This window comes from Pseudomonas coleopterorum (assembly GCF_900105555.1).
Taxonomy (GTDB): Bacteria; Pseudomonadota; Gammaproteobacteria; order Pseudomonadales; family Pseudomonadaceae; genus Aquipseudomonas; species Aquipseudomonas coleopterorum.
The window spans coordinates 2,773,018-2,796,865 of record NZ_FNTZ01000001.1 but is presented as its reverse complement, the minus strand read 5'-3'; the positions used below and the strand labels follow the sequence as shown (position 1 = coordinate 2,796,865).

Below are 23,848 nucleotides of genomic sequence, written 5' to 3'. Positions count from 1 at the left end.
CCCTGAAAAGCAAAAACCCCCGGTCGGGGAGCCGACCGGGGGTTGAGAATTCTCTGTCAGGCGACCCCTACGAAATGGGCGCCGAGATGGGTATCAGGCGCGCCAGTGGCTAAACCAATACCCAAAATAAAAGCTTACCGGTGCACGCACAGCCGTCATTGCTGCGCAGGACGCAGGCAAGGATGCAGGGCTGAGGGTGATGTGCGACATTGAACGTCTCCGATAGATGGCTGGAGCTTACTTCAGCCGTGGCGAAGGATTCAAGCCCATTCTTGCAGTAGAGACGATTCGATGACTCTGTACCTACGGCCTGCTGCCAATGCCGATCTGCGGTTCGCCCGAGACCTCACTCGGCAGGCCATGCTGCCTTACTACGCTCGGCACGACCTTCTCTGGCTGGACGCCGGCTTCGACCAGGCCTGGCACTGGCGAGATAACCGAGTGATCTGCCGCGATACGGTATCACTGGGCTACATCAGCCTTTCCAGAGATACCCAGGCCCTGTTCATTCGCGAGTTGCATCTGCTTCCGGCGCATCGTGGGCAAGGCGTGGGTCAATGGGTGCTCGAACAGGTCGTGCTGCTGGCGCGCAGCGAGCGCCTGCTGCGAATACGACTGATGGTGTTCAAGGTCAATCCCGCGCAGCGACTCTACAGCCGCAATGGTTTCGAAGTGGTGGGCGAGCAGGACAGCTTTCTGCGCATGGAGCTTGTCCTGCCCAGACGCGGCCACTGACGGCGTCCCCGGCGCTGCCCCTGTCAGCGCTGGCCGGGCTCCAGCGTGACAGTGATGGTGCCCAGCTTCATGCCCAGTAGCACGGCGACCTTGTGCGCCTCGCCACGCCGTCCTTTCTTGCGTCCGGCCAGCACCTGATAGGTAGTGGCTGGGTCCACGCCATGCTCGCGCGCAAACTCTTGTACCGATTTCCCTTGCTGATCGAGCCAGGCCCTGGCTTGTGCGGCAGTCCGTATACCATGCATAGTTCAAGTCCGTTTTAGATGGTTCAAAGTGGTATTTTTCAGCACCGTTTCGGGTGTTTCGATAAAGGATTATACATTCAAATGACTGGAATCGGTCCCCGACTAAGGGAAGAGCGCGAGCGTCTGGAGCTCACGCAACGAGAGTTTGGCCAAGTGGGCGGGGTGGAACCCAATGCCCAGGGCAAGTACGAAAATGGTGAAAGATCCCCCAGAGCCGACTATTTGGCAGCTGTTTCGACGATAGGCGTCGACGTTCTGTATGTCGTGCTGGGGCGCCGGACACCCCTCGCCGAGCAGGCACTCAGCGGAGGCGAGGAAAAAGTCTTAGAGACATATCGGATACTTCCTACGTCTGGGCAAGCAGCTCTGAGCAATCTGGCCAACAGCATGGCCGAGATGGCGGCGAACTATTCGGTACGCGGCAGGGTCCAGAAAAAAATAGCACCTGCAAAGCGTCCTGATTAATTGTCGCATCGACGTGCAACGCCATATCCATGACGCTTTGAGCTAGGTCCAAAGGGGCAATGTTTGCTACTGTGGCGGCATTCCCCGAGACCACTATTACGAGGTGTCCGTTTGATTCGGGTTCTAGTAGTCGACGATCACGACCTGGTCCGCACCGGTATCACCCGCATGCTCGCCGATATCGACGATCTGCAGGTCGTGGGCCAGGCGGAGTCGGGCGAGGGGGCGCTGCAGTCTGCCCGCGAGCTCAAGCCGGACGTGGTCCTGATGGACGTCAAGATGCCCGGCATCGGTGGTCTCGAAGCCACGCGAAAACTGTTGCGCAGCCACCCCGACATAAAGGTGGTGGCCGTGACCGTCTGCGAGGAAGACCCATTTCCCACGCGCCTGCTGCAAGCAGGTGCGGCGGGGTACCTGACCAAGGGCGCAGGCCTGCCGGAAATGGTCCAGGCCATTCGCTTGGTCTTCGCCGGTCAGCGCTACATCAGCCCACAGATTGCCCAACAGCTGGCGCTCAAGTCATTTCAGCCGCAGACCAGCCATTCGCCGTTCGACCTGTTGTCCGAACGAGAAATCCAGATTGCCTTGATGATCGTTGGCTGCCAGAAGGTCCAGATCATCTCAGATAAGCTCTGCCTGTCGCCAAAGACGGTCAACACCTACCGCTACCGGATCTTCGAGAAGCTCTCCGTGACCAGTGATGTGGAATTGACCTTGCTGGCGGTCCGGCATGGCATGGTAGACACCAACCTTTGACCATGACCGCTCCATTCGATCCCAGTGCCTTTCTTGCCACCTGCAGCGGACGTCCGGGCGTGTACCGGATGTTCGACGACGCCATGCGCCTGCTGTACGTGGGCAAGGCCAAGAACCTCAAGAAGCGTCTTGCCAGCTATTTCCGCAAGACCGGCCAGGCACCCAAGACGGCCGCGCTGGTGGGCAAGATCCACCAGATCGAAACCACCATCACCGCCAACGAGACCGAGGCGCTGCTGCTCGAGCAGACCCTGATCAAGGAATGGCGGCCGCCCTACAACATTCTGCTGCGGGACGATAAGTCCTACCCGTATGTGTTTCTGTCCGACGGCGAATTTCCACGGCTGAGCATTCACCGGGGCGCCAAGAAAGCCAAGGGTCGATACTTCGGCCCGTACCCAAGCGCCGGGGCGATCCGTGAAAGCCTGAGCCTGCTGCAGAAAACCTTCTTCGTGCGCCAGTGCGAGGACAGCTATTTCAGGAATCGCACACGGCCCTGTCTGCAGCACCAGATCAAACGCTGCAAGGCGCCGTGCGTCAGGTTGGTGGAAGCGCCCGAATACGCCGAGGACGTGCGCCATTCGGTGATGTTCCTGGAAGGACGCAGCAACCAGCTGACCAATGAGCTGTCGGCCAGCATGGAGAAGGCGGCGATGGACCTGCAGTTCGAGGAGGCTGCGCAACTGCGCGACCAGATCGGCCTGCTGCGCCGTGTGCAGGACCAGCAAAGCATGGAAGGCGGCAGCGGCGACGTCGACGTCATCGCCGCTTTCGTCAACCCGGGCGGTGCCTGCGTGCACCTCATCACGGTGCGCAGCGGCAGGGTTCTGGGCAGCAAGAATTTCTTTCCTCAGGTGGGTATCGAAGAGGAGGTCGCCGAGGTCATGTCGGCGTTCCTCTCGCAGTACTACCTGGGCAGTTCCGAGCGCGACCTGCCCAGCGAGTTGATCGTCAACGTCATTCCCGAAGACCACGAAGCGTTGCTCGATGCCCTCGACACCCTGCGTGGGCGCGAGCTGAGCCTCAGCCATCGCGTGCGCGGCACCCGGGCACGCTGGCAGCAGTTGGCGGTGACCAACGCCGAACAGGCGCTGGGTGCACGCCTCGCCAACCGCCAGCACGTCGCCGCGCGCTTCGATGCGCTGGCCGAGGTGCTGAACCTGGACGAGCCCCCGCAGCGCCTCGAGTGCTACGACATCAGCCACTCCAGCGGTGAAGCCACCGTGGCGTCATGCGTGGTGTTCGGCCCCGAAGGGCCGATCAAGTCCGATTACCGTCGCTACAACATCGATGGCGTTACCGCAGGCGATGACTACGCAGCCATGCATCAAGCGCTGATGCGGCGCTTCAGCAAGATCAAGGCAGGCGAGGGCAAGCTGCCAGACGTGCTGTTGGTGGACGGTGGCAAGGGCCAGTTGAACATGGCCCGGGACGTCCTCAACGAGCTGGCCATACCCGACCTGATCCTGCTCGGCGTGGCCAAGGGCACGACGCGCAAGGCCGGCTTCGAAACGCTGTACCTCAACGACGTGGCTCACGAGTTCACGCTCAAGGGTGATTCGCCGGCGCTGCACCTGATCCAGCAGATCCGTGACGAAGCCCACCGTTTTGCAATCACGGGTCACCGCGCACGGCGCGGCAAGACCCGACGTACCTCTACCCTGGAAGGGGTGGCAGGCGTCGGGCCGAAGCGCCGCCGCGAACTGCTCAAGCATTTCGGCGGGCTGCAGGAAATCGCCCGTGCCAGTGTCGAGGAAATTGCCAAGGCACCGGGAATCAGTAAAAAGCTGGCAGAGTCGATTTATGCGAACCTGCACAGCGAGTAGAATGCCATCTCACCTTGCAGCCAGTTGTGCCGATGAATATCCCTAACCTGCTTACCGTACTGCGCGTCCTGCTGATACCGTTCTTCATACTGCTGTTCTATCTGCCCTATCATTGGAGCTACATGGCAGCCAGTACGGTGTTCGCGATCGCGGCAGCAACTGACTGGCTGGATGGCTATCTGGCCCGTCGTTGGGAGCAGAGTACGCCGTTCGGCGCCTTCCTCGACCCGGTGGCCGATAAGCTCATGGTGGCAGTGGCGCTGGTGCTGCTGGTGCAGGAGCACGCCAACTTCTGGCTGACGCTGCCTGCAGCCATCATCATCGGACGCGAGATCGTCGTTTCCGCGCTGCGCGAGTGGATGGCCGAGATCGGCGCCCGGGCCCAGGTGGCAGTGTCCAACATGGGCAAATGGAAGACCGCCGCGCAGATGCTGGCCCTGGTCATCCTGCTGGCCAACCCCAAGGCCGTGACCTTCTGGGTCATCGTCGGCTATACGCTTTTGATCGTCGCCGCCGCGTTGACCCTCTGGTCCATGCTGCAATACCTGCGCGCCGCCTGGCCACACTTGCGCACGACCGCTGAGAAAAAATAAAACTATTTTTGAATCAAAGGCTTGACGGGTGTCGCCGATTAGATAGAATGGCGCCCGTCAACACGACGCGGGAATAGCTCAGTTGGTAGAGCACGACCTTGCCAAGGTCGGGGTCGCGAGTTCGAGTCTCGTTTCCCGCTCCAGTTTGTTTGCGTGTAGCAGTTTCTTGCTTCACGTTTGGGGCCGAGTAGCAAAGTGGTTATGCTGCGGATTGCAAATCCGCCTACGCCGGTTCGATTCCGACCTCGGCCTCCATCATTGAGAACCCCGCAGATTAACGTCTGCGGGGTTTTTCTTTGGGCGACCGAAAAAGCCTGTGTACCCGAACTGCACGTACCTCTATGGTGGTGGTCTGTTGGTCTGGACAATGTCAGTTGCGCGTCAGAGGTACCGCGCGCCTGATTGCGGTTGTGCCTGCCAAAGGATTGGTTTAGCTTTGCGCCAATAATGGCAACGGGCCATGCCTCTTGGCATGCCACCGGGATGGCAACGGTTACAACACTCTGGGATCAACCATGAAAAGATTCGTCGTGCTCGATAGTTTCCGCGGTCTCTGTGCGGTTGCTGTCGTGCTGTTCCACACTTACGTGGTTCAAAGCATTGCCGAGCTTGAGTTTTTCAAGCACGCGTTTCTGTTCGTGGAGTTCTTTTTTATCCTCAGCGGTTTCGTGTTGTTCCACACCTACGGCCAGCGTTTGAACAACGCGACTGATTATAAGAATTTCTTCATCAGTCGCACGGCGCGCCTTTATCCCCTGCACCTGACAATGTTGGGCGTTTACCTGGCACTGGAGCTGGGCCGCTCATTGGCTGAGAAGAAAGGGTTCAGTTTCAACGAGCCGGCATTCAGTGGCGCTACGTCGATGCACGAATTCCTGCCCAACCTGCTTCTGCTGCAATCCTGGCTGAACAGTGCCATGACCGGCTCGTTCAATTACCCCGCGTGGAGCATCAGCATCGAGTACTACCTGTACTTGATATTCGGCGTCATTGCAGTGCTGGCGCGCACCCGCACGATCAAGATCTTCGCAGTCATGTCCGTGGCGGCCTTCATCACCTTGTGGAACGGTGAGTCCTGGCTGAAGCTGGAGATCTTCCGCGGTGTTTCATGCTTCTTCGCCGGTGCCTGCCTGTACGTGCTCTACGATCGCATAAAAGACCTGGACCTGGACGCCGTGGACTTCAACCTGCTGGAAATTGCCCTGGTCCTGGGCAGCTATCGCCTCCTGGTATCGGACATCGATCACAAGGGCGTGTATGCCAGTCTGCTGTTCTGTGCCTTGATTCTGGCATTCTCGTTCGAGCGCGGCGTGGTTTCGCGACTGCTGCACCACCGTTTCTTTGTCTGGCTGGGCGCCTTGTCGTTCTCGATCTACCTGACGCACGCGGCCATTCTGTTTGTGTTCAAGAGCGCCATCATCGTGCTGTCGAAAGTGCTCCACACAGACCTGACGGAGACCTTGCAAGGCCATGACATGCCCAACATGGTCAAGTACATTTCGACCCACAGTGTCTGGCTCGACAACGGCATCGTCGTCTTGCAACTGGCGGCGGTGCTGCTGGTCTCGGCCTTGACCTACAAGTACGTCGAGATGCCGGGCGTGCAATTGGGCAAGCGCCTGACTCGCCGCAAAGGCTCGACGCCTGGCCCTACCTTGCAGGGCGCGGCCCAGTAACCTGATCAGCTAACCCCATTGGGCCCTTCCAGCACCCGGCGGATCTTCTTCGCCAGTTCACTGGGAATATAGGGCTTGGAAATCACCTGGAAATCCGTGCCGCCCACGTCGGTGCGTTCCAGGGAGTTTTCCGAGTAGCCGGTTGTAAGCAGGATCTTGATGCTGGGGCGCATGCGTTTGGCTTCGCGGGCGAGCATGACGCCGTTGATGCCGCCGGGCATGATCAAGTCGGTGAACAACACGTCGAAATCGTCGTTCTCGAGCTGCTCGAGGGCGTCTTTGCCGTTGTAGGCAATGGCGCAGCTGTAGCCGTATTCCTCGAGAATGGTCTGCGCCAGTTCGGCGACATCGGGTCGGTCTTCGACGATGAGGATTTTCTCGTGACCGGGATAGGCGTGGGTGTCCTCGATTGGCGTCAGGGCATGGGGTTGGCTGTCATCGGCAGGGAAATACATGCGCAGGGTCGTGCCGATGCCCTCTTCGGAGTAGATGCGCACCGAGCCGCCGGATTGCTTGACGAATCCGTACACCATGGAGAGCCCGAGTCCCGAGCCCTTGCCTTCTTCCTTGGTGGTGAAAAAGGGGTCCATGACCCGGTTGACGATCGATTCGGGCATGCCGCGACCGCTGTCGGTGATCGCGATACTGACGTAGCGGCCAGGCATCAGTCCGTCGTAGGACACCTGCCGATCGAGCGTGACGTTCTGCGTATCGACGGCCAGGGTGCGACGGGAACGACCCTCCATGGCGTCGCGGGCATTGATGAACACGTTGAGCAATGCGACTTCGGTCTGGGTCGGGTCCAGGCGGCAGTTCCACAGGTCTTCGGCCAGGCTGTAGCGGATCTGCGTATCGGCCAGAGTGCGCTCGGCGGTTTCCTTGAAGTTGTCGATCAGGCCGTTCAAATTTACCACGCGGCCTTGCAGCTTCTGTTTGCGAGAAAACGCCAGCAGCTGTTGCGTCAGCGTGGTCGCGCGCTCGGCGGCATCGCGGGCGTGCCTGGCGTTGCGCCGCAGGCGCTCTTGTTCGTACTGCGGCTTGTCGACCGAGCGCTGGATCATGTCCAGGTAACCGATCATCACCTGCAGCAGATTGTTGAAGTCGTGGGCAATACCACCGGTCAACTGCCCCAGAGCTTCCATTTTCTGTGCCTGACGCAGGCCATCTTCGGCATCGCGACGACGACTGACGTCAAGCTGCGAGGCGAAGAAATAGATGAGCTCGTTTGATTCGTTGTACACGGGCGAGATGAACAGGGCGTTCCAGAAGCTCGAACCGTCCTTCTTGTAGTTGACGACTTCGACAGCCACTTCCCGGCGGGCATCTACGGCCGCTCTGACTTGGGCAATGGTGTCAGGATCGGTTTCCGGGCCTTGCAGGAAGCGACAGTTGCGACCGAGCAGCTCGCTTGACGAATAACCGGTCATCTCGATGAAGGCATTGTTGGCAAAGATGATCGGATTGTCCGGCATCTTGGGGTCGGTAATGATCATCGGCATACGAGTGGTTTCGACAGCAGCGAAGAAGATATTGTGATCAGACTTGCTGATATCGCCCGTGAAGCCGTCGGTCACTCGGGTAGTACGTTTAGTCATTACTGCTCCGGGTAAGAATACACAGGCCCTGTGTCACTGCCGCCGGATTGGCGTTGGCAACTTCAGGACTGGGTAGGAGGAGGTGCGAGTTTTTCGCAGATGCCTTTCAACATGTCCATCGAGAAAGGTTTGCCCAGCCAATGCACTTTCTTATCGCACAGAGAGTTCGCGGCCCCGTGGAAACCGGAGGCAACGATCACTGGTGTTTCCGGGTTGCGGGTATGGACGCGATTGACCAACTCCACTCCATCGATCTCGCCCGGCATCTGCAGGTCGGTGATCAGCAGTTTGAGCGGGAAGGGGCGGTTGACGATGTGCTGCCAGGCTTCGTCGGCCGTGGCGAATGCGCGGACGCGATAGCCGAAGTCCTCGAGAATCTCCACCAGGAGTTCAAGGACCAGGGTTTCATCTTCGACGACGACAATCGTTTCCATGGCGGCGATCATTTGGTTGGTTAGCGAATCGGACACGGCGCTGACGGGAAGATTCATTACGCAGGACCGCTCGTAAGCTGCCACTACCGTTCATGCCATTGGTACCCGACAATCGCCCTGCACTAATGGCACTAAGATATCATTGCGCAGTCTAGTAAAATTCTGAATCACATCTCCGGTGTCCCATGCAAGCCGTTCAAGCCCAACCGGCCCATTCCCCTGAGCCGCAGACCATGGCAATGGTCGAGCAAGCCATCGCCGGCGGGGTGGGCGGACTCACCTTCGAGCCGGCTCTGGAGCGTCGCTACGAGACGGACACGCAGCGTCAGCGCCTGCAGTTTCTGACGTCGACGGGCATTTGCGGTGCGGTCATCTACAACCTCTTTCTGATCAGCGACTGGCTTGCCCTCCAGGACGTGTTTGCCTACGTGGCCGTAGGGCGCCTGCTGCTGATCACCCCGATGATCATCGCTATCCTGCTGCTGGCACAGCGCCTGACCTCGCGTCGTGCGCTGGAAACCGTTTCGGCGGTGGCCACGGTATTGTCCTCGCTGATGCCGCTGGTGGTGATGATCTACAGCGACAGCCCCTATCGCTTGCACTATCAGCTAGGCATGTTGTTGCTGATGGTCTACTGCACGATGATCCAGCAGTTGCCGTTTCGCTTCGCGGCAGCCGCCATGGCCAGCATGTTGGGAATACAACTGGTCACGACCCACATTGCCGGGTTCATGGACCCGGTCACGTGGCGCGCCAATGCCTTTCTATACGGCTCCACAGTCGTACTGCTGTTGATGGCGTCGTATTTTCTGGAGCGGGGCAGCCGCTTGAGCTACCTGTATGCCTTGCGCGGACGCCTGCTGGAGGTGCAGCTCACCGATATGGCCCGTACCGACCCGCTGACCCAGTTGTTCAACCGCCGACATCAGGGCGATGTAATGGCCCAGCTATGGCAGGCCGCAGGGACCCAGGCGACTCGCGTCACGGCGATCCTCATCGATATCGATCATTTCAAGCTCTACAACGACAGCTATGGGCACCTTCAGGGGGACAACTGCTTGAAGCAGGTCAGCGCCACCATCAAGCAGTTGTCCGCGCAAGCCAACGCCTTGCCGTTCCGTTTCGGCGGGGAGGAGATGCTGGTGTTGTGGGTAGGGGTCGACGGCCAACAGGCCAGGCAGCTGGGGCAAGACCTGTGCACGGCGGTGGCGGATCTGGCGCTGCCCCATCCGGCTCTGGGTGCGGAGGCGCGGGTAACCATTAGTGTGGGAATAGCGACGGGTCTTGCGCCCTTTGTCACGGCACACAACTTGATTGGGGCGGCGGACCAGGCGTTGTATGCCGCAAAGGACGCCGGACGCAACTGCCTGCGTCAGGCACCCTTCGAAGGCAGCGCGGCGGCTTGACTGGCCATGCGAGTGGTCAATCCTGCAGGGCTCGCAGCCGCGCTTCCTTGGCATCATCGAAAATCATGTAAAGCGTTTCGATGTCGGCAGGCTTGAGCTTGCGCGATTGTTCCAGCCCCAGAATCAGTGCGATTTCGAGCGCGCCTTCGCGCTCGACATCCGCTTTCGTACTCGCGGCATTGAGTGCCCGTACCAAGTCGTTGATCGAACCTCGCACATCCTTGGGCAGCTTCAGTAGATCCAGGCGTTCCTGCGGCATATATGACGCTCTCCAACAAGACAGCGGGGGGACGGTGGCGACTCCACCTGGCCTCAACGCGTCAATTCATGGCCGTAGGGTACGCGGAAGCCCGACGCATTGCGATGACCGCCACCGCCGAACTGTTTGGCGATTTCGGACACGTCCATGCCTTCATCCGTGCTGCGCAGTGAAAACGAGCGGCCTTTGGGACCGTCCGAGTAACACGCGGCAAATGGCTCGCCCTGGGTCATGATGTTGCCCGCATCGCTGGCGAACAGCGAGGGTATGTTGGCCACCGGAACGTCATGACCGCCAATCGACATGCGACGCGCAGTGGACCGCAGCAGATCGGCCACGGTTTTCTGCCGCTGCCTTTCGATTGCGATGCCATCGGCCAGCAGATCCTCTACCGGCGCTGCCAGCAGCGTGTCCCAGACAGTGAAATCCTGCGGATAGCTGAACAGATTGGACAGCACTTCACGAGTACCCGGCAGGTTGAAGCGCCACAGGTCACGATCCTCGATATGGTCGATCAGGGCAGGGCGCGGCTGGCCGGCGAAGAAGTAGTCCCAGGCCAGGCCCGCACCCGAACGGTTCATATCGAACAGGGCGTGCACGTTGCCGCCCTCGACCGGTTCGCCGAAGGCCCCCGCCACCGGCACCTTGAGCAGGTCTGCCTGGGCGGTCTTGTGGTGATCGAGCACCAGAATCGACAAGGCCTGCGCGGCCATGGCCATGAGCGTTGCGTAATCGTAGGCGAAATCCACGATCAGCACGTGCCGACCACTGACATCGGGGGGCAGCTGGCCGTGGTCGGCGGCGCAGAACTCTACCTCAGGCCCGAGTGCCTTGCGCACTACCCAGGCTGCGCCGAACCCGTCGGCGCAGTTTCCATGGTAGATGCAAAGCGTGTTCGTAGGGACTGCGGTCATGTAGGGCTCCGGAATAGATGATCAATGCGCATCGGTCATTCTAAGCGATTGCAGGAACGTGCGCGTGAATCCGATGGCTCGACCGGCCTTCGGTGCACGACCGTCCATCGCGGCGGCGAAGCATTTGTTCGACGCTGGCAGTCATTGTCATGGGATGAGCCCGAACAAGGATTTCACCGAGGAGCCACCGTGTCGATTTCAACGTCCAGTCCAGACCAGCGTCACCATGCAATGCAGGCGCTGCTCGAAGAGTTCGCGAGGCGCGGCGTCGACATGCAAGCGGTCGCCGAAGCCGCCAAACTGCGGCTGCTGGGCAGCCCCGAGCTGTGCCTGCTGCACGCCGACTACCGCGTTCAATGCGCCAGGGCGGTGGACGAATTGCTCAGTCAGGTCGCGCTGTCGCAAACTTGAACGGTGGCGCCCGCAAGGGCGACAGCTCTCAACCAGAGGTGCATGCAGCCATGGTCGAACTCGATACGCTGTACCAGCATATGGCGCAGGGGCCCTATCTGGTCTTGACCGGGGCCGGTATCAGTACCGCTTCGGGCATTCCCGATTATCGCGATACCGAAGGCGTCAGGCGCGGCAATGCGCCCATCATGCATCAGGATTTCATCGCCAGTGCCGCCACGCGCAAGCGCTATTGGGCGCGGGCCATGGTGGGCTGGCGCGGCGTGCATCAGGCTGCGCCGAATGCCGCCCACCAGGCGCTGGCAGCGTTGCAGTCGCAAGGCCTGATCAGCGGCGTGATCACCCAGAATGTCGATGGACTGCATGATGCTGCCGGTTGCCGCAATGTCGTCGAACTGCACGGCAACCTGCATCGGGTGGTCTGTCTGGACTGTGGAATGCGCTTGCAACGCGACGATGTTCAGTTGTTGCTGGAAGAACAGAACCCCTACTTGCAGGATGTGCACGCGGTACTTGCGCCCGACGGTGATGCGCAACTGGCGGCGCGCTTTCTGGAGGCCTTCCGAACGCCCCACTGTCCGTGCTGCGGAAGCGACATGCTCAAGCCAGACGTAGTCTTCTTCGGTGGAGGCGTGGAGCCTGCGCATGCTCAGGCGGCCTGGAAAGCCGTGGAGTCGGCACCGGGCATGCTGATCGTCGGCTCCTCGCTGATGGCCTACTCGAGCTTTCGCCTGTGTCAGGAAATGTCACGTCAGGGCAAGCGTCTGCTCGCCATCAACTTGGGACGCACCCGCGCCGATGGGTTGCTCAGCGTCAAGGTCGTACAGCCCTGCGAGCAGGTCCTGCCCCAGATTGCGCAAAGGCTCGTCCAGGGCGTTCCACCCTCAGCCTAGTGCTGTGTCCATGAACATCATGACGGCGAAGCCCAGCATCAGGCCCAGCGTAGCTGGGGTCTGGTGGCCATTGCGGTGGGTTTCCGGAATGACTTCGTGGGACACCACGAAGATCATCGCACCAGCCGCCAGGCCCATGCTGATCGGGTAGGACAGTGCAAAGCCGCTCGACAATCCCAGGCCAACCATCGCCCCCAGTGGCTCCATCAGGCCCGAGCCCATGGCCACCAATGCGGCTTTACCGGAACTCAAGCCCGTTGCCCGCAGCGACATGGCCACCGCCAGCCCCTCGGGAATATCCTGCAGGAGGATCGCGCTGGTCAGCGGAATCCCGACCGCCAGGTTGCCATCGGACAGGCTGACGCCAATGGCCATGCCTTCAGGCAGGTTGTGCAGCGTGATGGCCAACACGAAGAGCCATACCCGGTGAATCCGCTCGGCGTTGGGACCGTGTCTGCCGGCGTTCTCATGCTCGTGGGGAATCACCTTGTCCAGCGCCAGCATCAGACCGACGCCAAGCCCCAGGCCCAGGATCACCACCAGCGCTGCCAGTGCAGGGCTGTCGGTGTGGGTATTGGCAGCCTCCAGACCCGGCAGCAGCAGGGAGAACGTACTGGCTGCCAGCATCATGCCTCCGGCGAAGCCAAGCATGACGTCCTGCACCTTCGAGGAAATTTCCCGCAGCGCCAGGGCAATCAACGCACCCAGTGCCGTCGCCGCAAAACCGCCGGTACCACCGAGCAGGGCGTACCAGGCGTGTTGACGGTCGGCATGCAGCAAGGCATTGACGATGCTCCACACCAGGACCACGGCGCTGACGGCCAATAGCACGCCGGTGAGGGTCCATAACCAGGGTTTGTCGCGAAATCGCTGTGTCCAGCTGTCGCTGGCGGCGGTGTTGGAAGGCATAGGGCTCTCGGGAATTTGCGGCAGGCTTAAGGATGGACCCAAATAAGCGGCAGGGGTTGCGCCGCATGTAAATGGACGCGATAGGAAAAATCTTTTTTTTCGTGCATCCAAAGCTTCGGCTCGTGGGTAGTACCTATAGCAGCCACACAAGGCGCTGCCGCCTCGATCCCTTATCTGGAGCTTACGCGATGAACAGCACACACCGTTTCTGCCTGGCCAACGTCCTCTTCGCCGCTACCTTCGCTTTGGCAACCACTGCCCAGGCGCAAATGGATCTGCCTGCCCCGGTCCAGGTTCCGGCCGGTAACAAGGTCTCCATGGAAACCGTCGGCAAGGGTGAAATCACCTATGAATGCCGTGACAAGGCCAATGCCGCCGGCCAGACCGAATGGACGTTCGTCGGACCCAAGGCGGTCCTTGATGATCGTGCCGGCAAGCAGGTGGGCACCTATTATGGCCCGCCCGCCACCTGGCAGTCGGCAGACGGCTCCAAGGTGACCGGCACTCAGGTCGCCGTGGCTCCGGCCGGTGACGGCAATCTGCCGTACCAATTGGTCAAGGCCAACCCTGCCGAAGGCAAGGGCGCCATGCAGGGTGTGACCTACATCCAGCGCACCGCGCTCAAGGGTGGCGTGGCTCCCACCAGTGCCTGCACCACCGCGCAGAAGGGCCAGAAAGAAACCGTGAAATACCAGGCCGACTACATTTTCTGGTCCGCCAAGTAACGATGCCGTAGCAGTGGCGCGCGGAACGGCAAGTCCGCGCGTCTGGTCTACACTGCCCAGCGAACTCCATTCTTCCACTTGCCATGGCGGTCTTTCGTGTCCTTGCCGGAAAATCCATTCGATTACGAAGTCGCCCTGCAGCAGTGTGCTCGTGGCGATCGTCAGGCGCTGCAGGGTTTGTATCAGCGCGAGGGCGGGCGCCTGCTGGCCGTGGCCCTGCGCCTGGTTGGCGAGCGGGCACTGGCCGAGGACATCGTGCACGACGCGTTCGTGCGGATCTGGACCCAGGCGGCCAGTTTCGATGCCCAACGAGGCTCGGCGCGGGGGTGGATGTTCACCATCACCCGGCACCTTGCGCTGAACCATATTCGTCGCCACGCCCGGGTGCGAGCCCTCATCGATGAAGATCTGGACGGGTTGGCGACCGAGCAGCCCGCGGAGGCGGTGCTGGGCAGCGCACGAATCGACGGCTGCCTGGAACAACTCGATCCGCAGCGCCGCCAATGCCTGTACCACGCCTACCTGGATGGCTATTCACATGCTGAAATCGCTCAGCGGCTGCAAACGCCGCTGGGTACGGTCAAGGCCTGGATCAAACGCAGTCTGGCAGCGCTGCGTGAGTGCATGGGATGAGTGAACGAAGCGAGCAGGTAGAACCCATGAATACTGAAGAACTGGCCAGCGAATACGTGCTGGGAACGCTCGACGCCGGGCAACGCGCAGAGGTCGAAAGGCGATTGGCCACGGATCGTGAACTGCGCGCCGCGGTCGATGCCTGGGAAGCGCGGTTGCTGCCGCTAGCCGAACGCGTCAACCCAGTACCCACGCCTGCGACCTTGTGGCCTCGCATCCAGCGCAGCCTGGACAGCGCAGGGGCGCAGCCGGTACCCATCTGGTGGAATCGCCTGGGTGTATGGCGGGGCCTGGCGGGCGCCGGGCTGGCGGCAACCCTGGTGCTCGGCGCCCTGTTGTTCAACGTCCGCGCGCCGGTGCCGGGACCGGCCTATGTGGTCGTGCTCATCGCGCCCCAGGACAAGGCACCGGGCTGGGTCGTGCAGGCCAGCGATTCGAGGGAAGTGCAATTGATCCCCCTCAGCGAGACGGCGGTACCGCCAGATCGAGCCTTGCAGTTCTGGACCAAGGCCGACAGCTGGCAAGGCCCCGTCTCCCTCGGGCTGGTGGAGCCTGGACAAAGCGTGCATGTGCCCCTGGACAAGCTGCCACCGCTGGAAAACAACCAGCTGTTCGAGCTGACCCTGGAGCCCAAGTCGGGTTCCACGACAGGCCGACCGACCGGCCCCATCCAGTTCATCGGTCGTGCGGTCAAGGTGATCTGAGCCCTGGCGCGGCCGCCTACGGCCGCAGCCGCTCTTCCTGGCAATCCGGGCCGCCCATGTCGAACTCGCGACAGATCAACGGGCGATTCAGGTAGATACTGCAACTCATGCTGCGTCGGTCCAGTGCCGCGCACCAGCCATCGTCGAGACGCGACATGGTTTCCGATCCCCATTCATCCACTTCGATGAAGCGTTCCGGCACGCCGGTGTCGGTGATCAGCATGACTTCCAGCCGGCAGCATTTGGCCGCGCAGCGGTCACAGCTGATGGTAGGGTCGAAGTCGCTGGCTACAGCGATGTCATGCAGCACGATCAAGGGCAAGGCCTGGCGGAAAATGATCGGCGCAGCCTACCGGGTGTTGCGCCATTTCACAAAGCAAGCCGACCGTATCGGCGCTTCAAGCGACGGGTTGCAGCTCAGGCCGCCTTGGAGGGTTTGCGTTTGCGTTTGTTCTTCCACGGTGTGGCACCCTTCGGCGCCGGGCCGCTGATGACCATGCGCAACCCGGCACAACGTTCCACCAGCTTGCTCATCCAGGCCGATTGCTTGGCCACGAACGTCTCCAGCGACATCTCGCCGCTCTGCACCATGTCCAGCGCCTGTTCCCAGATGGCGGTGGTGCCCGGGTCGGCGATGGCCCGAGGGACCGCGTCGATCAAGCTGAAGGCGGCAGGTGCGGCGGCCAGGGCCTTGCCCTGTTTGGTCAGATAACCACGGTCGATCAGGCCCTGGATGATGTCGGCACGAGTGGCCTCGGTGCCGATCCCGGTGGTGTCCTTGAGTTTCTGCTTCAGGCGCGGGTCTTCGACCAGCTTGGCGACGTTCTTCATCGCCTTGATGAGGTCGCCTTCGGTGAAGGGCTTGGGCGGTTGGGTCCACAGGTCCTTGAGTTTCACTTCGCGCACCGCGCAGGTCTGGCCCTGGGTCAGCCGCGGCAGGGGCTGTGGCGCCGGTGCTTCGCGGCCCTTGGCTGTGCCGAGGGCTTGTGGGATGGCGCGCTTCCAGCCGGGCTCGACCACCTGTTTGCCTACCGCACGCAGCGCGTGGCTCGCGCAGTCGAAGTCGGCCTGGGTACGGTCGTATTCGTGATTGGGCAGGAACTGCGCCAGGTAGCGGGCGCGAATCAGGCTGTAGACCGCGCGGTATTTGCCCTGCAGCTTGTCCGCCGTTGCAGCGACAGCGGTCGGGATGATGCCGTGGTGGGCACCGACCTTGGCGTCGTTCCAGGCGCGTGAGCGGCGCTGGGCATCCAGGTAGGGCAGCAAGGGCGTCAGTCCAGGATCGGCGCGGCCCAGCGCGGCGATGATCGCGCCTGCATCCCCATGCTGGCTGAGTGGCAGGTAGCCGCAATCGCTGCGAGGGTAGGTGATGACCTTGTGGGTTTCGTACAGTGCCTGAGCCACGTCGAGCGTCTCCTGTGCGCCCAGGCCAAGCTTCTTCGAGCAGACTTCCTGCAGTGTGCCCAGGTCGAAGGGCAGGGGGGCGGCCTCTTTCATGCGCTCGGTGCGCAGCTTGGTCAGCGTCGCCTGTTTTGCCTGCATCATCGCTGCAGCGGCCTGTTGCGCCAGCGGATGGTTGAGGCAACGTCCCTGGTCGTCGCAGCTGTCCGTCGGTGGTATCCATTGCGCCGTGAATTCGGTCTGCTCGCCGAGCAGTTGCACATCGATGGCCCAATAGGCGGCGGGGACGAAATCGGCGATGCTGCGGTCGCGGTCCACCACCAGCCGCAGGGTCGGCGTCTGGACGCGCCCCACGGGCAACACACCCTGGTAGCCGGCCTGACGCCCGAGCAGGGTGAACAGCCGGCTCATGTTCATGCCGATCAGCCAGTCGGCCCGCGAGCGGCCCAGTGCGCTGTGGTAGAGGGAGAATGTCTCGGCACCTGGCTTGAGGGCCGCCAGCGCCTTGCGGATCGAGGCGTCGTCCAGGGCCGAGAGCCAAAGGCGCTGCACCGGACCCCGGTAGCGACAATGCTGGACGAGCTCGCGGGCGATCATTTCGCCTTCGCGGTCGGCGTCCGTCGCGATGACCAGTTCCCCAGCTTCACCCAGCAGGCGCTTGACCGCCTTGAACTGGCTGGCGGTCTTGCGCTTGACCTGCATCTTCCATTGCTGCGGGATGATCGGCAGGTCGGCCAGCACCCAGCGCTTGTAGCGGGCGTCGTAGGCGTCCGGCGGTGCGGTCTCCAGCAGGTGGCCGATGCACCAGGTGACCGTGACGGCGTTGCCCAGCCAGCAGCCGTCGCCACGACGCGTGGCGCCGAGGACCTTGGCGATGTCCTTTGCCTGGGACGGTTTTTCGCAGAGAAACAGCCGCATGGGAACCTGATCGAAAAGCTGTACAGAGGTCTAGCATGCCAGACGTGCCGACACAGGCAAGCTTTATGTGTATGGATGTACAGTTTATGATGTTGCTTCATATGAGCCGGACGTGCCGTTGCCGCATCCACATTTTCCGTTAAAGGCCTGCTGCCGTGACCCCACAACAGGGCTTCATCCTGACGCGACACTGGCGCGATACCGCCGAAGGTACGTCGATCGAGCTGTGGCTGGCGACCGACGCCGGCCCACGTCTCGTGCGCCTGCCCGCGCAGCCCTCGGTGGCGTTCCTCCCTGTGCAGCACCAGGAGCAGGCGCGGCGCTTGCTCGAGGACGAAGCCGGCGTCGAGATCAAACCGTTGGCCCTGCGTGATTTCGACCAGCGCCCGGTGGCCGGGCTGTACTGTCGGCAGTACGGCCAGTTGCAGCGTGTGGAAACAGTGCTCAGGCAAGCCGGGATAGAGCTCTTCGAGGCCGACATTCGCCCCCATGAGCGCTACCTGATGGAGCGCTTCATCACCGCCGGTGTGGCCTTCGACGGTCAAATGCAGGCCGATGGCCAATACCATGAGGCCAAGCTCAAACCGGCGCCGGGCTACCGTCCACAACTGCGCCTGGCCTCCCTGGATATCGAGACCACGGCCCAGGGTGAGCTTTACTGCATCGGCATCGAGGGCTGCGGGCAGCGCGACGTGTTCATGCTGGGCCCGCCCAATGGCGATACCCGTCAGATGGATTTCGCTCTGCACTATCGGGACAGCCGAGTGGAACTGCTGCAGAGCCTCAATGCCTGGTTCGCCGAGCACGACCCGGACGCAATCATCGGCTGGAATGTCGTGCAGTTCGACCTGCGGGTCCTGCACGAGCACGCCAGGCGCCTCAACGTCCCATTGCTGTTGGGCCGCGGGGGCGCCGAAATGACCTGGCGCGAGCACGGCAGCGGCAACGACCACTATTTCGCCGGCGCTCCCGGGCGGTTGATCATCGACGGCGTCGAGGCCTTGCGCTCGGCGACCTGGAATTTTCCCTCGTTCAGTCTGGAAAACGTTTCCCAGACCTTGCTGGGCGAAGGCAAGGACATTTCCACGCCGTACCAGCGCATGGACGAGATCAACCGCATGTTCGCCGAGGACAAGCCGGCCCTTGCACGCTACAACATAAGGGACTGCGCACTGGTCACACGGATTTTCGCCAAGACCCAGCTGCTCACGTTCCTGCTCGAGCGCGCCAGCGTCACCGGCCTGCCGGCAGACCGCAGCGGCGGTTCGATCGCGGCCTTCACCCATCTGTATCTGCCGGCGATGCACCGCCAGGGGTTCGTCGCGCCCAGCCTCGGCCGTCGTCCGCCCGAAGCAAGTCCCGGCGGCTTCGTCATGGAATCGCGGCCGGGTCTGTACGAGTCGGTGCTGGTGCTGGACTACAAGAGCCTGTACCCGTCGATCATCCGCACCTTTCTGATCGACCCGGTGGGTCTGGCCGAAGGCCTGGCCAATCCTGACGACGAGCACTCGGTGCCCGGCTTTCGCGGCGCGCGCTTCTCACGCACCGTCCATTGCCTGCCTGCCATCGTCGCAAGTGTCTGGGAAGGGCGTGAAGTGGCCAAGGCACAGGGCAACGCGCCGTTGTCGCAGGCGCTGAAGATCATCATGAATGCGTTCTACGGCGTACTGGGTTCCAGTGGTTGCCGCTTTTTCGATACGCGGCTGGCATCGTCGATCACCCTGCGTGGCCACGAGATCATGCGCCGTACGCGCGAGCTGATCGAGGCCTGCGGGTACCCGGTGATCTATGGCGATACCGACTCGACGTTCGTCTGGCTCAACGGCGCTCACGACGAGGCCGATGCCGCTCGTATCGGCAAGCAACTGGTGGCCGAGGTCAATCAATGGTGGCGTGATCATCTGCGGCGCGAATATGGGCTCGACAGTGCATTGGAATTGCAGTTCGAGAGCCACTTCCGGCGCTTTCTGATGCCGACCATCCGTGGCGCGGAAGAGGGCAGCAAGAAGCGCTACGCAGGCTTGGTCAGGCGCGCCGACGGCCAGGACGAGATGGTCTACAAGGGCCTGGAGAGCGTGCGCACCGATTGGTCGCCGCTGGCTCGCGAGTTCCAGCAAGCGCTCTATTCGAAAATCTTCAGGCACCAGGGCTATCAGGCGTATGTGCGTGATTACGTCAAACGGACCCTGGAAGGTGAATTGGACGGCCTGTTGGTCTATCGCAAGCGGCTGCGCAGGCCGTTGCACGACTATGAGCGCAATGTTCCTCCTCACGTCCGAGCGGCGCGTATCGCCGATGAACACAACCGATCCACAGGGCGACCGCTGCAGTATCAACGTGGTGGCTGGATCAGCTATGTCATGACGGTTGCGGGGCCCGAACCTCTTGAAGCGCGACAGTCACCCATCGACTATGACCATTACCTGACTCGACAACTGCAGCCCATTGCCGATGCGATCCTGCCGTTCGTCAACGACGACTTCAACACGCTGATCGGCGGCCAGCTTGGTCTGTTTCAGTAAGCTCAAAGACTCTGGCTGATCAACTCCAGGGCCAGTGCCATGGCCAGGCCTGCGGTCGCCCACCCCCGTAGGCTCAGCCCTTGCCGAGCCTTGTGGTGCCAGCGGTCATGCCCCAGCAGCGTGGCGGGCGCGAGCAACTGGCGCCATTGCAACTCGGTGGCGTGAAAGGCAGCCAGGTGCGCGCCGTCACTGTCGAGCCAGCGACGGAAGTCGATGCGCTCGCTGGCCGTGGTGAGCGGATTTTGCAGTTTGACGTACCAGTGAATGGCCAGGCTCTGACCCGGCAGAAGCGGTTTGCAGCAGACGCGCATCGCGCTCTGCATCCGCTGTTCGACGTCGCCCAGGGTCAGGTGCAGTCGCTGAGCGATGGCTGGGTAGTCCAGTTCGTCGAGACGGCTGTAGAGCAGCACCTGTTGCGTTCGGCGCGGCAGGCCACGCAACTGCCGATAGAGGCGTTGACGGTGCGGCTGGCCGTGAATGAGGTCCAACAGATCATGAGAGGGCGTGAGCAGTGGGGTCATGGGGACACCTCCTTTTGCGCGAATCCTGGTCATCTGTAGAGAGAAGGCGAGTTCGGACTTCCGTTTTCCGATGTTCTTTTGATATCATTCGCGCCATCTTTGCAGTGGCGCCTTCAAGTCGGTGATGTTCGAAACCGACGGCGTGCAACACTCTTCATTAGCCTGAAGAGCCAAAAAAAAGACCCGGCAAAAAGCCGGGTCAAAAACCGTGATTAGCCTGATGAGGAGATAATCTGAAGGTCCGACCTAAGGCCCTTCGGATTATCCAACCGATCTCTCGACCGGTTGAGCTCAATAATAATCGTTATCATTTGCATGTCAAATGATTTGTCTGCGTTTTCTTTCTTTTCTCCTTCCACCCTTCATTCCAACGGCAGCTCGGTCGTGCGTTTGACTTCGCTCATGGCGATGTTCGAATAGGCTTCCTGCACGTGGGGCTTCTGCAGCAGGTGGTCACGCAGGAATCGCTCGTAGCTGGCGATGTCCTTGGCCACCACCTTGAGCATGAAATCCATGCCTCCGGCCATGGTGTAGCACTCCAGCACCTGCGGGTAGCCGATGATGGCTTCCTCGAATTCGGTCAGGTGCCGTCGGCCGTGGCCCGACAGCTTGACGCTGACGAAGATGGTCATGCTCAGGCCGAGCTTTTTCGGGTTGAGCAGGGCGACCTTGCGCTCGATCAGCCCTTCCTCCTGCATGCGGTGGATGCGTCGCCAGCACGGCGATTGGGACAACTCCACGCGTTCGGCGACCTGCGCCGCCGAGAGGTCGGCGTCGTGTTGGAGCAGGCGCAGGATGCGCCGATCGATCGGGCTGAGGCTGTTCTGCATGGATGAGTCCGGTTCTTGTGATTATCGGGTCGACTTCATGCAGAGTATGGCGCGTCCCTGGGGTTTTGCTCCAGGGAACCGCTACGAACTCAGCCCTGGATGTGCCCGAACTTGCCGGCCTGATAATCGGCGAGCGCCTGCTGGATCTCTTCGCGGGTATTCATCACGAAGGGTCCGTAACTGGCCACTGGCTCGCCCAACGGTTCGCCGTGGCCGTAGAGCAGAGTGGCGCAGGCCGTGGCCTCGATGGTTACGTCGTCGTGCGTGTCGCTGAGTTTGACCAGGTGATGGCACTGCAGCGCGGTGCCCGCGATGCTGGCTTGGCCGTCAACCACATACAGAAAGACGTTATGGCCCACCGGCGCTGGCAGCGAGAGTCGGGCGCCAGGTTGCAGGTGCACAGTCATCAAACACAAACCCGTCAGCGAGTCGATCGGTCCGCGCTCAGAACGCTGTGTACTGGAAACATACTCCCCGGAAATCAGGCGGACTTCGGCCAGAGGTTCAGTGATCGTGGGAATGTCTGCGCCTTGCAGGCCCACATAGGCCGGGGCAGTCATCTTCAGGCGTGCGGGGAGGTTTACCCACAACTGGAGAATCTCCAGCGGGCCGCCCTCGCGCTTGAACGACTGCGGCGAGAGCTCGGCATGGACCAGTCCGGAACCTGCGGTCATCCACTGCACACCACCGGCACCGATGATGCTCTCGTGGCCGCCGCTGTCCAGATGCGACAGCTCGCCTTGCAGGATAAACGTGACGGTTTCGAAGCCGCGATGGGGATGGGGGCCGAACGGTAGCCCTTGGTTGTTGCGTGGGTAGGTCTGCGGGCCGTGATGGTTGAGAAACAGGAAGGGATCGAGGTGCTCGATGCCAGGGCCCGGCAGCGGGCGACGGGTGATCAGGTCACCGATGTCGTCGCGCTGCGCGGGAAACTGCTGGAGAACGGTGCGGGTCATGGGGCCTCGGGGCGTGGGTAGACGATGCAGTGCATGACTATGCCGCACAACCCCGCTGCCTGAACAGCTCAGCGGCGATCGAGCCATACCGTCTGGGCGTTGCAGAACTCGCGCACACCGAAGTGTGACAGTTCGCGTCCGAAGCCGCTCTTCTTGATGCCACCGAAGCCCACGCGGGCATCCGACGCACCGTAGCCGTTGATGAAGATCGCACCGGTTTCCAGGCGCTCGGTGAAGTATTCGATCAGTTCGGCATCGGCCGTCCACACCGTTGCCGACAGCCCGAACTCACTGTCGTTGGCCAGTGCCAGTGCGTGCTGTGCATCGCGCGCCTCGATGATGGACGCCACGGGGCCGAACAGTTCCTGATCGAAGGCGGTCATGCCGGGCTGCACGTTGCCAAGCACCGTCGGTGCGTAGAAATTGCCAGCGCCGGCGAGCTTGTGCCCGCCCAGCAGCAGTTCGGCACCTTGCTCGATGGAAGCCTGGACCTGGCCATCCAGCTCGTCGCGCAGATCGTAACGCGCCATGGGGCCGATGTAGGTGTCGTCGAGCTGCGGATCGCCGACCTTCAGCGCCCGGGTGGCGGCCAGGAAGCGTTCGGTGAAGGCCGGCAGAATGCTGGATTCGACGATCAGGCGCTTGGCCGCGGCGCAGACCTGACCGGTGTTCTGGAAGCGGCCGAGCAGGGCAGCCTTGACCGCTTCGTCCAGGTCGGCATCGGCCAGGACGATGAACGGGTCGCAACCGCCCAGTTCCAGTACGCATTTCTTCAGTGCTGCGCCCGCTTGAGCGGCGATGGCCGAGCCGGCGCCGACGCTGCCGGTCACGGTGACGGCTGCCACACGCGGGTCGGCGATGGCTCGCGACACACCGGCTGGCTCCACGTTGAGTACACCGAACAGGCCTTGGGGCAGTTCCGCCTGATCGAACGCATCACGCAGCAGGGTGGCGCTGCCCATGACGTTCGGCGCGTGCTTGAGCAGATAGCCATTGCCCGCCAGCAGCACGGGAATCGCCCCGCGCAAGACCTGCCAGAGCGGGAAATTCCATGGCATCACCGCCAGCACCGGCCCCAGCGGGCGGTACTCGATGCGCGCTTTCTGCCCAGGCACTTGGGTGGCTTCGGCTGCAAGCATCGCCGGGCCGTGCTCAGCGTACCAATGGCACAGTCCGGCACACTTTTCGACTTCGGCGCGGGCCTGGGTGATGGGCTTGCCCATTTCCTGGGTGATCATCTGCGCCAGTGGTTCGCCCATCTGGCGCAGGACGTCGCCCATGCGTGCGATGACGGCGGAACGTTCACTCAGCGCAACGTAGCGCCACTGTTCGAAGGCGGCAAAGCTGCCGGCCAGGGTCTGTTCGAGTTGCGCCTCGCTGTCGAACGGGTAGCGTTGCAGCTCGGCGCCGGTGGCGGGGTTCATGGAGATGGCATGGGTCATGGCGTTCACCTGTCAAAGGAAGATGTCAGCCACGATACGGGGATGGTTAAATCATGAAAACTGAATAATAATAATCAAA

25 protein-coding genes and 2 tRNA genes are annotated in these 23,848 nt (G+C 61.6%); 15 read left to right on the top strand and 12 right to left on the bottom strand.

The genetic code is table 11. The annotated features are described in order from the left end of the window. The first annotated feature begins 291 nt into the window (after positions 1 to 291). Complete coding sequence (locus BLV18_RS12435; RefSeq protein ID WP_090358904.1) at positions 292 to 735, top strand: GNAT family N-acetyltransferase; 444 nt, start codon at positions 292 to 294, stop codon at positions 733 to 735. Positions 736 to 758: 23 nt separating this feature from the next. Here the strand turns inward: BLV18_RS12435 and BLV18_RS12430 are convergent, their stop codons facing one another. Next, on the bottom strand, positions 759 to 980 hold the full coding sequence (locus BLV18_RS12430) for a DNA-binding protein (protein WP_049859927.1): 222 nt from the start codon (positions 978 to 980) through the stop codon (positions 759 to 761). A gap of 81 nt (positions 981 to 1,061) precedes the next feature. On the opposite strand from BLV18_RS12430, the gene BLV18_RS12425 reads away from it, so the two are divergent. From BLV18_RS12425 to BLV18_RS12395, 7 genes are all read left to right on the top strand, one after another. After that, positions 1,062 to 1,445 carry a helix-turn-helix domain-containing protein gene (locus tag BLV18_RS12425; RefSeq protein ID WP_049859928.1) on the top strand — a complete coding sequence of 128 codons (384 nt, stop codon included), beginning with the start codon at positions 1,062 to 1,064 and terminating at the stop codon, positions 1,443 to 1,445. A gap of 111 nt (positions 1,446 to 1,556) precedes the next feature. Continuing rightward, the gene (gene gacA / locus BLV18_RS12420; protein WP_090358902.1) at positions 1,557 to 2,201 is read left to right on the top strand and encodes a response regulator transcription factor GacA; all 645 of its coding nucleotides are present in this window, start codon (positions 1,557 to 1,559) and stop codon (positions 2,199 to 2,201) included. Positions 2,202 to 2,203: 2 nt separating this feature from the next. Further along, the gene (gene uvrC, locus BLV18_RS12415; protein ID WP_056842276.1) at positions 2,204 to 4,027 is read left to right on the top strand and encodes an excinuclease ABC subunit UvrC; all 1,824 of its coding nucleotides are present in this window, start codon (positions 2,204 to 2,206) and stop codon (positions 4,025 to 4,027) included. Between the two features lie 32 nt (positions 4,028 to 4,059). Next, a complete protein-coding gene (gene pgsA, locus BLV18_RS12410) occupies positions 4,060 to 4,620 on the top strand; it encodes a CDP-diacylglycerol--glycerol-3-phosphate 3-phosphatidyltransferase (protein ID WP_049859931.1) in 561 nt (186 codons plus the stop codon). Between the two features lie 67 nt (positions 4,621 to 4,687). Continuing rightward, positions 4,688 to 4,763, top strand: a tRNA-Gly gene (locus tag BLV18_RS12405). A 38-nt stretch (positions 4,764 to 4,801) separates the two neighbouring features. After that, positions 4,802 to 4,875, top strand: a tRNA-Cys gene (locus BLV18_RS12400). 260 nt (positions 4,876 to 5,135) lie between these two features. Further along, on the top strand, positions 5,136 to 6,296 hold the full coding sequence (locus BLV18_RS12395; RefSeq protein WP_090358900.1) for an acyltransferase family protein: 1,161 nt from the start codon (positions 5,136 to 5,138) through the stop codon (positions 6,294 to 6,296). Positions 6,297 to 6,301: 5 nt separating this feature from the next. Here the strand turns inward: BLV18_RS12395 and BLV18_RS12390 are convergent, their stop codons facing one another. After that, complete coding sequence (locus BLV18_RS12390; RefSeq protein WP_090358898.1) at positions 6,302 to 7,891, bottom strand: histidine kinase famiy protein; 1,590 nt, start codon at positions 7,889 to 7,891, stop codon at positions 6,302 to 6,304. Between the two features lie 62 nt (positions 7,892 to 7,953). Further along, the gene (locus BLV18_RS12385) at positions 7,954 to 8,382 is read right to left on the bottom strand and encodes a response regulator (RefSeq protein WP_090358897.1); all 429 of its coding nucleotides are present in this window, start codon (positions 8,380 to 8,382) and stop codon (positions 7,954 to 7,956) included. A 128-nt stretch (positions 8,383 to 8,510) separates the two neighbouring features. Between BLV18_RS12385 and BLV18_RS12380 the strand changes: the two genes are divergently transcribed. Continuing rightward, a complete protein-coding gene (locus BLV18_RS12380; protein WP_090358895.1) occupies positions 8,511 to 9,731 on the top strand; it encodes a GGDEF domain-containing protein in 1,221 nt (406 codons plus the stop codon). 16 nt (positions 9,732 to 9,747) lie between these two features. On the opposite strand, the gene BLV18_RS12375 is transcribed toward BLV18_RS12380, so the two are convergent. Both BLV18_RS12375 and BLV18_RS12370 read right to left on the bottom strand, forming a co-directional pair. Next, positions 9,748 to 9,990, bottom strand: a complete 243-nt coding sequence (locus tag BLV18_RS12375) for a hypothetical protein (RefSeq protein ID WP_049859949.1) — start codon at positions 9,988 to 9,990, stop codon at positions 9,748 to 9,750. Between the two features lie 53 nt (positions 9,991 to 10,043). Further along, complete coding sequence (locus BLV18_RS12370; RefSeq protein ID WP_090358893.1) at positions 10,044 to 10,904, bottom strand: DHH family phosphoesterase; 861 nt, start codon at positions 10,902 to 10,904, stop codon at positions 10,044 to 10,046. Positions 10,905 to 11,093: 189 nt separating this feature from the next. Here BLV18_RS12370 and BLV18_RS22235 point away from each other — a divergent pair, with 189 nt between their 5' ends. Then, positions 11,094 to 11,315 carry a hypothetical protein gene (locus BLV18_RS22235; protein ID WP_139211021.1) on the top strand — a complete coding sequence of 74 codons (222 nt, stop codon included), beginning with the start codon at positions 11,094 to 11,096 and terminating at the stop codon, positions 11,313 to 11,315. Between the two features lie 38 nt (positions 11,316 to 11,353). Further along, the gene (locus BLV18_RS12365) at positions 11,354 to 12,208 is read left to right on the top strand and encodes an NAD-dependent protein deacetylase (protein WP_279626331.1); all 855 of its coding nucleotides are present in this window, start codon (positions 11,354 to 11,356) and stop codon (positions 12,206 to 12,208) included. On the opposite strand, the gene BLV18_RS12360 is transcribed toward BLV18_RS12365, so the two are convergent. Beyond that, entirely contained in the window at positions 12,200 to 13,117 is a 918-nt protein-coding gene (locus tag BLV18_RS12360; protein ID WP_090358889.1) for a ZIP family metal transporter, read from the bottom strand. The genes BLV18_RS12365 and BLV18_RS12360 overlap by 9 nt on opposite strands. A 188-nt stretch (positions 13,118 to 13,305) precedes the next feature. Here BLV18_RS12360 and BLV18_RS12355 point away from each other — a divergent pair, with 188 nt between their 5' ends. From BLV18_RS12355 to BLV18_RS12345, 3 genes are all read left to right on the top strand, one after another. Continuing rightward, a complete protein-coding gene (locus BLV18_RS12355; protein ID WP_090358887.1) occupies positions 13,306 to 13,842 on the top strand; it encodes a DUF3455 domain-containing protein in 537 nt (178 codons plus the stop codon). Between the two features lie 96 nt (positions 13,843 to 13,938). Further along, positions 13,939 to 14,475, top strand: a complete 537-nt coding sequence (locus BLV18_RS12350; protein ID WP_090358885.1) for a sigma-70 family RNA polymerase sigma factor — start codon at positions 13,939 to 13,941, stop codon at positions 14,473 to 14,475. Between the two features lie 26 nt (positions 14,476 to 14,501). Then, complete coding sequence (locus tag BLV18_RS12345) at positions 14,502 to 15,179, top strand: anti-sigma factor (RefSeq protein WP_090358883.1); 678 nt, start codon at positions 14,502 to 14,504, stop codon at positions 15,177 to 15,179. Between the two features lie 16 nt (positions 15,180 to 15,195). On the opposite strand, the gene BLV18_RS12340 is transcribed toward BLV18_RS12345, so the two are convergent. Next, positions 15,196 to 15,486, bottom strand: coding sequence for a YkgJ family cysteine cluster protein (locus tag BLV18_RS12340; protein WP_090362259.1), 291 nt, complete (start codon positions 15,484 to 15,486; stop codon positions 15,196 to 15,198). Positions 15,487 to 15,596: 110 nt separating this feature from the next. Further along, positions 15,597 to 17,498, bottom strand: coding sequence for a DNA topoisomerase III (locus BLV18_RS12335; protein ID WP_090358881.1), 1,902 nt, complete (start codon positions 17,496 to 17,498; stop codon positions 15,597 to 15,599). Between the two features lie 155 nt (positions 17,499 to 17,653). Here BLV18_RS12335 and BLV18_RS12330 point away from each other — a divergent pair, with 155 nt between their 5' ends. Next, complete coding sequence (locus BLV18_RS12330) at positions 17,654 to 20,020, top strand: DNA polymerase II (RefSeq protein WP_090358877.1); 2,367 nt, start codon at positions 17,654 to 17,656, stop codon at positions 20,018 to 20,020. A 2-nt stretch (positions 20,021 to 20,022) separates the two neighbouring features. On the opposite strand, the gene BLV18_RS12325 is transcribed toward BLV18_RS12330, so the two are convergent. From BLV18_RS12325 to BLV18_RS12310, 4 genes are all read right to left on the bottom strand, one after another. Beyond that, positions 20,023 to 20,541 carry a sigma factor-like helix-turn-helix DNA-binding protein gene (locus tag BLV18_RS12325; RefSeq protein ID WP_090358876.1) on the bottom strand — a complete coding sequence of 173 codons (519 nt, stop codon included), beginning with the start codon at positions 20,539 to 20,541 and terminating at the stop codon, positions 20,023 to 20,025. A gap of 362 nt (positions 20,542 to 20,903) precedes the next feature. Beyond that, positions 20,904 to 21,371, bottom strand: a complete 468-nt coding sequence (locus BLV18_RS12320; protein WP_049859960.1) for an Lrp/AsnC family transcriptional regulator — start codon at positions 21,369 to 21,371, stop codon at positions 20,904 to 20,906. Positions 21,372 to 21,460: 89 nt separating this feature from the next. Beyond that, complete coding sequence (locus tag BLV18_RS12315) at positions 21,461 to 22,327, bottom strand: pirin family protein (RefSeq protein ID WP_090358873.1); 867 nt, start codon at positions 22,325 to 22,327, stop codon at positions 21,461 to 21,463. A gap of 68 nt (positions 22,328 to 22,395) precedes the next feature. Further along, complete coding sequence (locus BLV18_RS12310) at positions 22,396 to 23,769, bottom strand: aldehyde dehydrogenase family protein (protein WP_090358871.1); 1,374 nt, start codon at positions 23,767 to 23,769, stop codon at positions 22,396 to 22,398. Between the last annotated feature and the right edge of the window lie 79 nt (positions 23,770 to 23,848).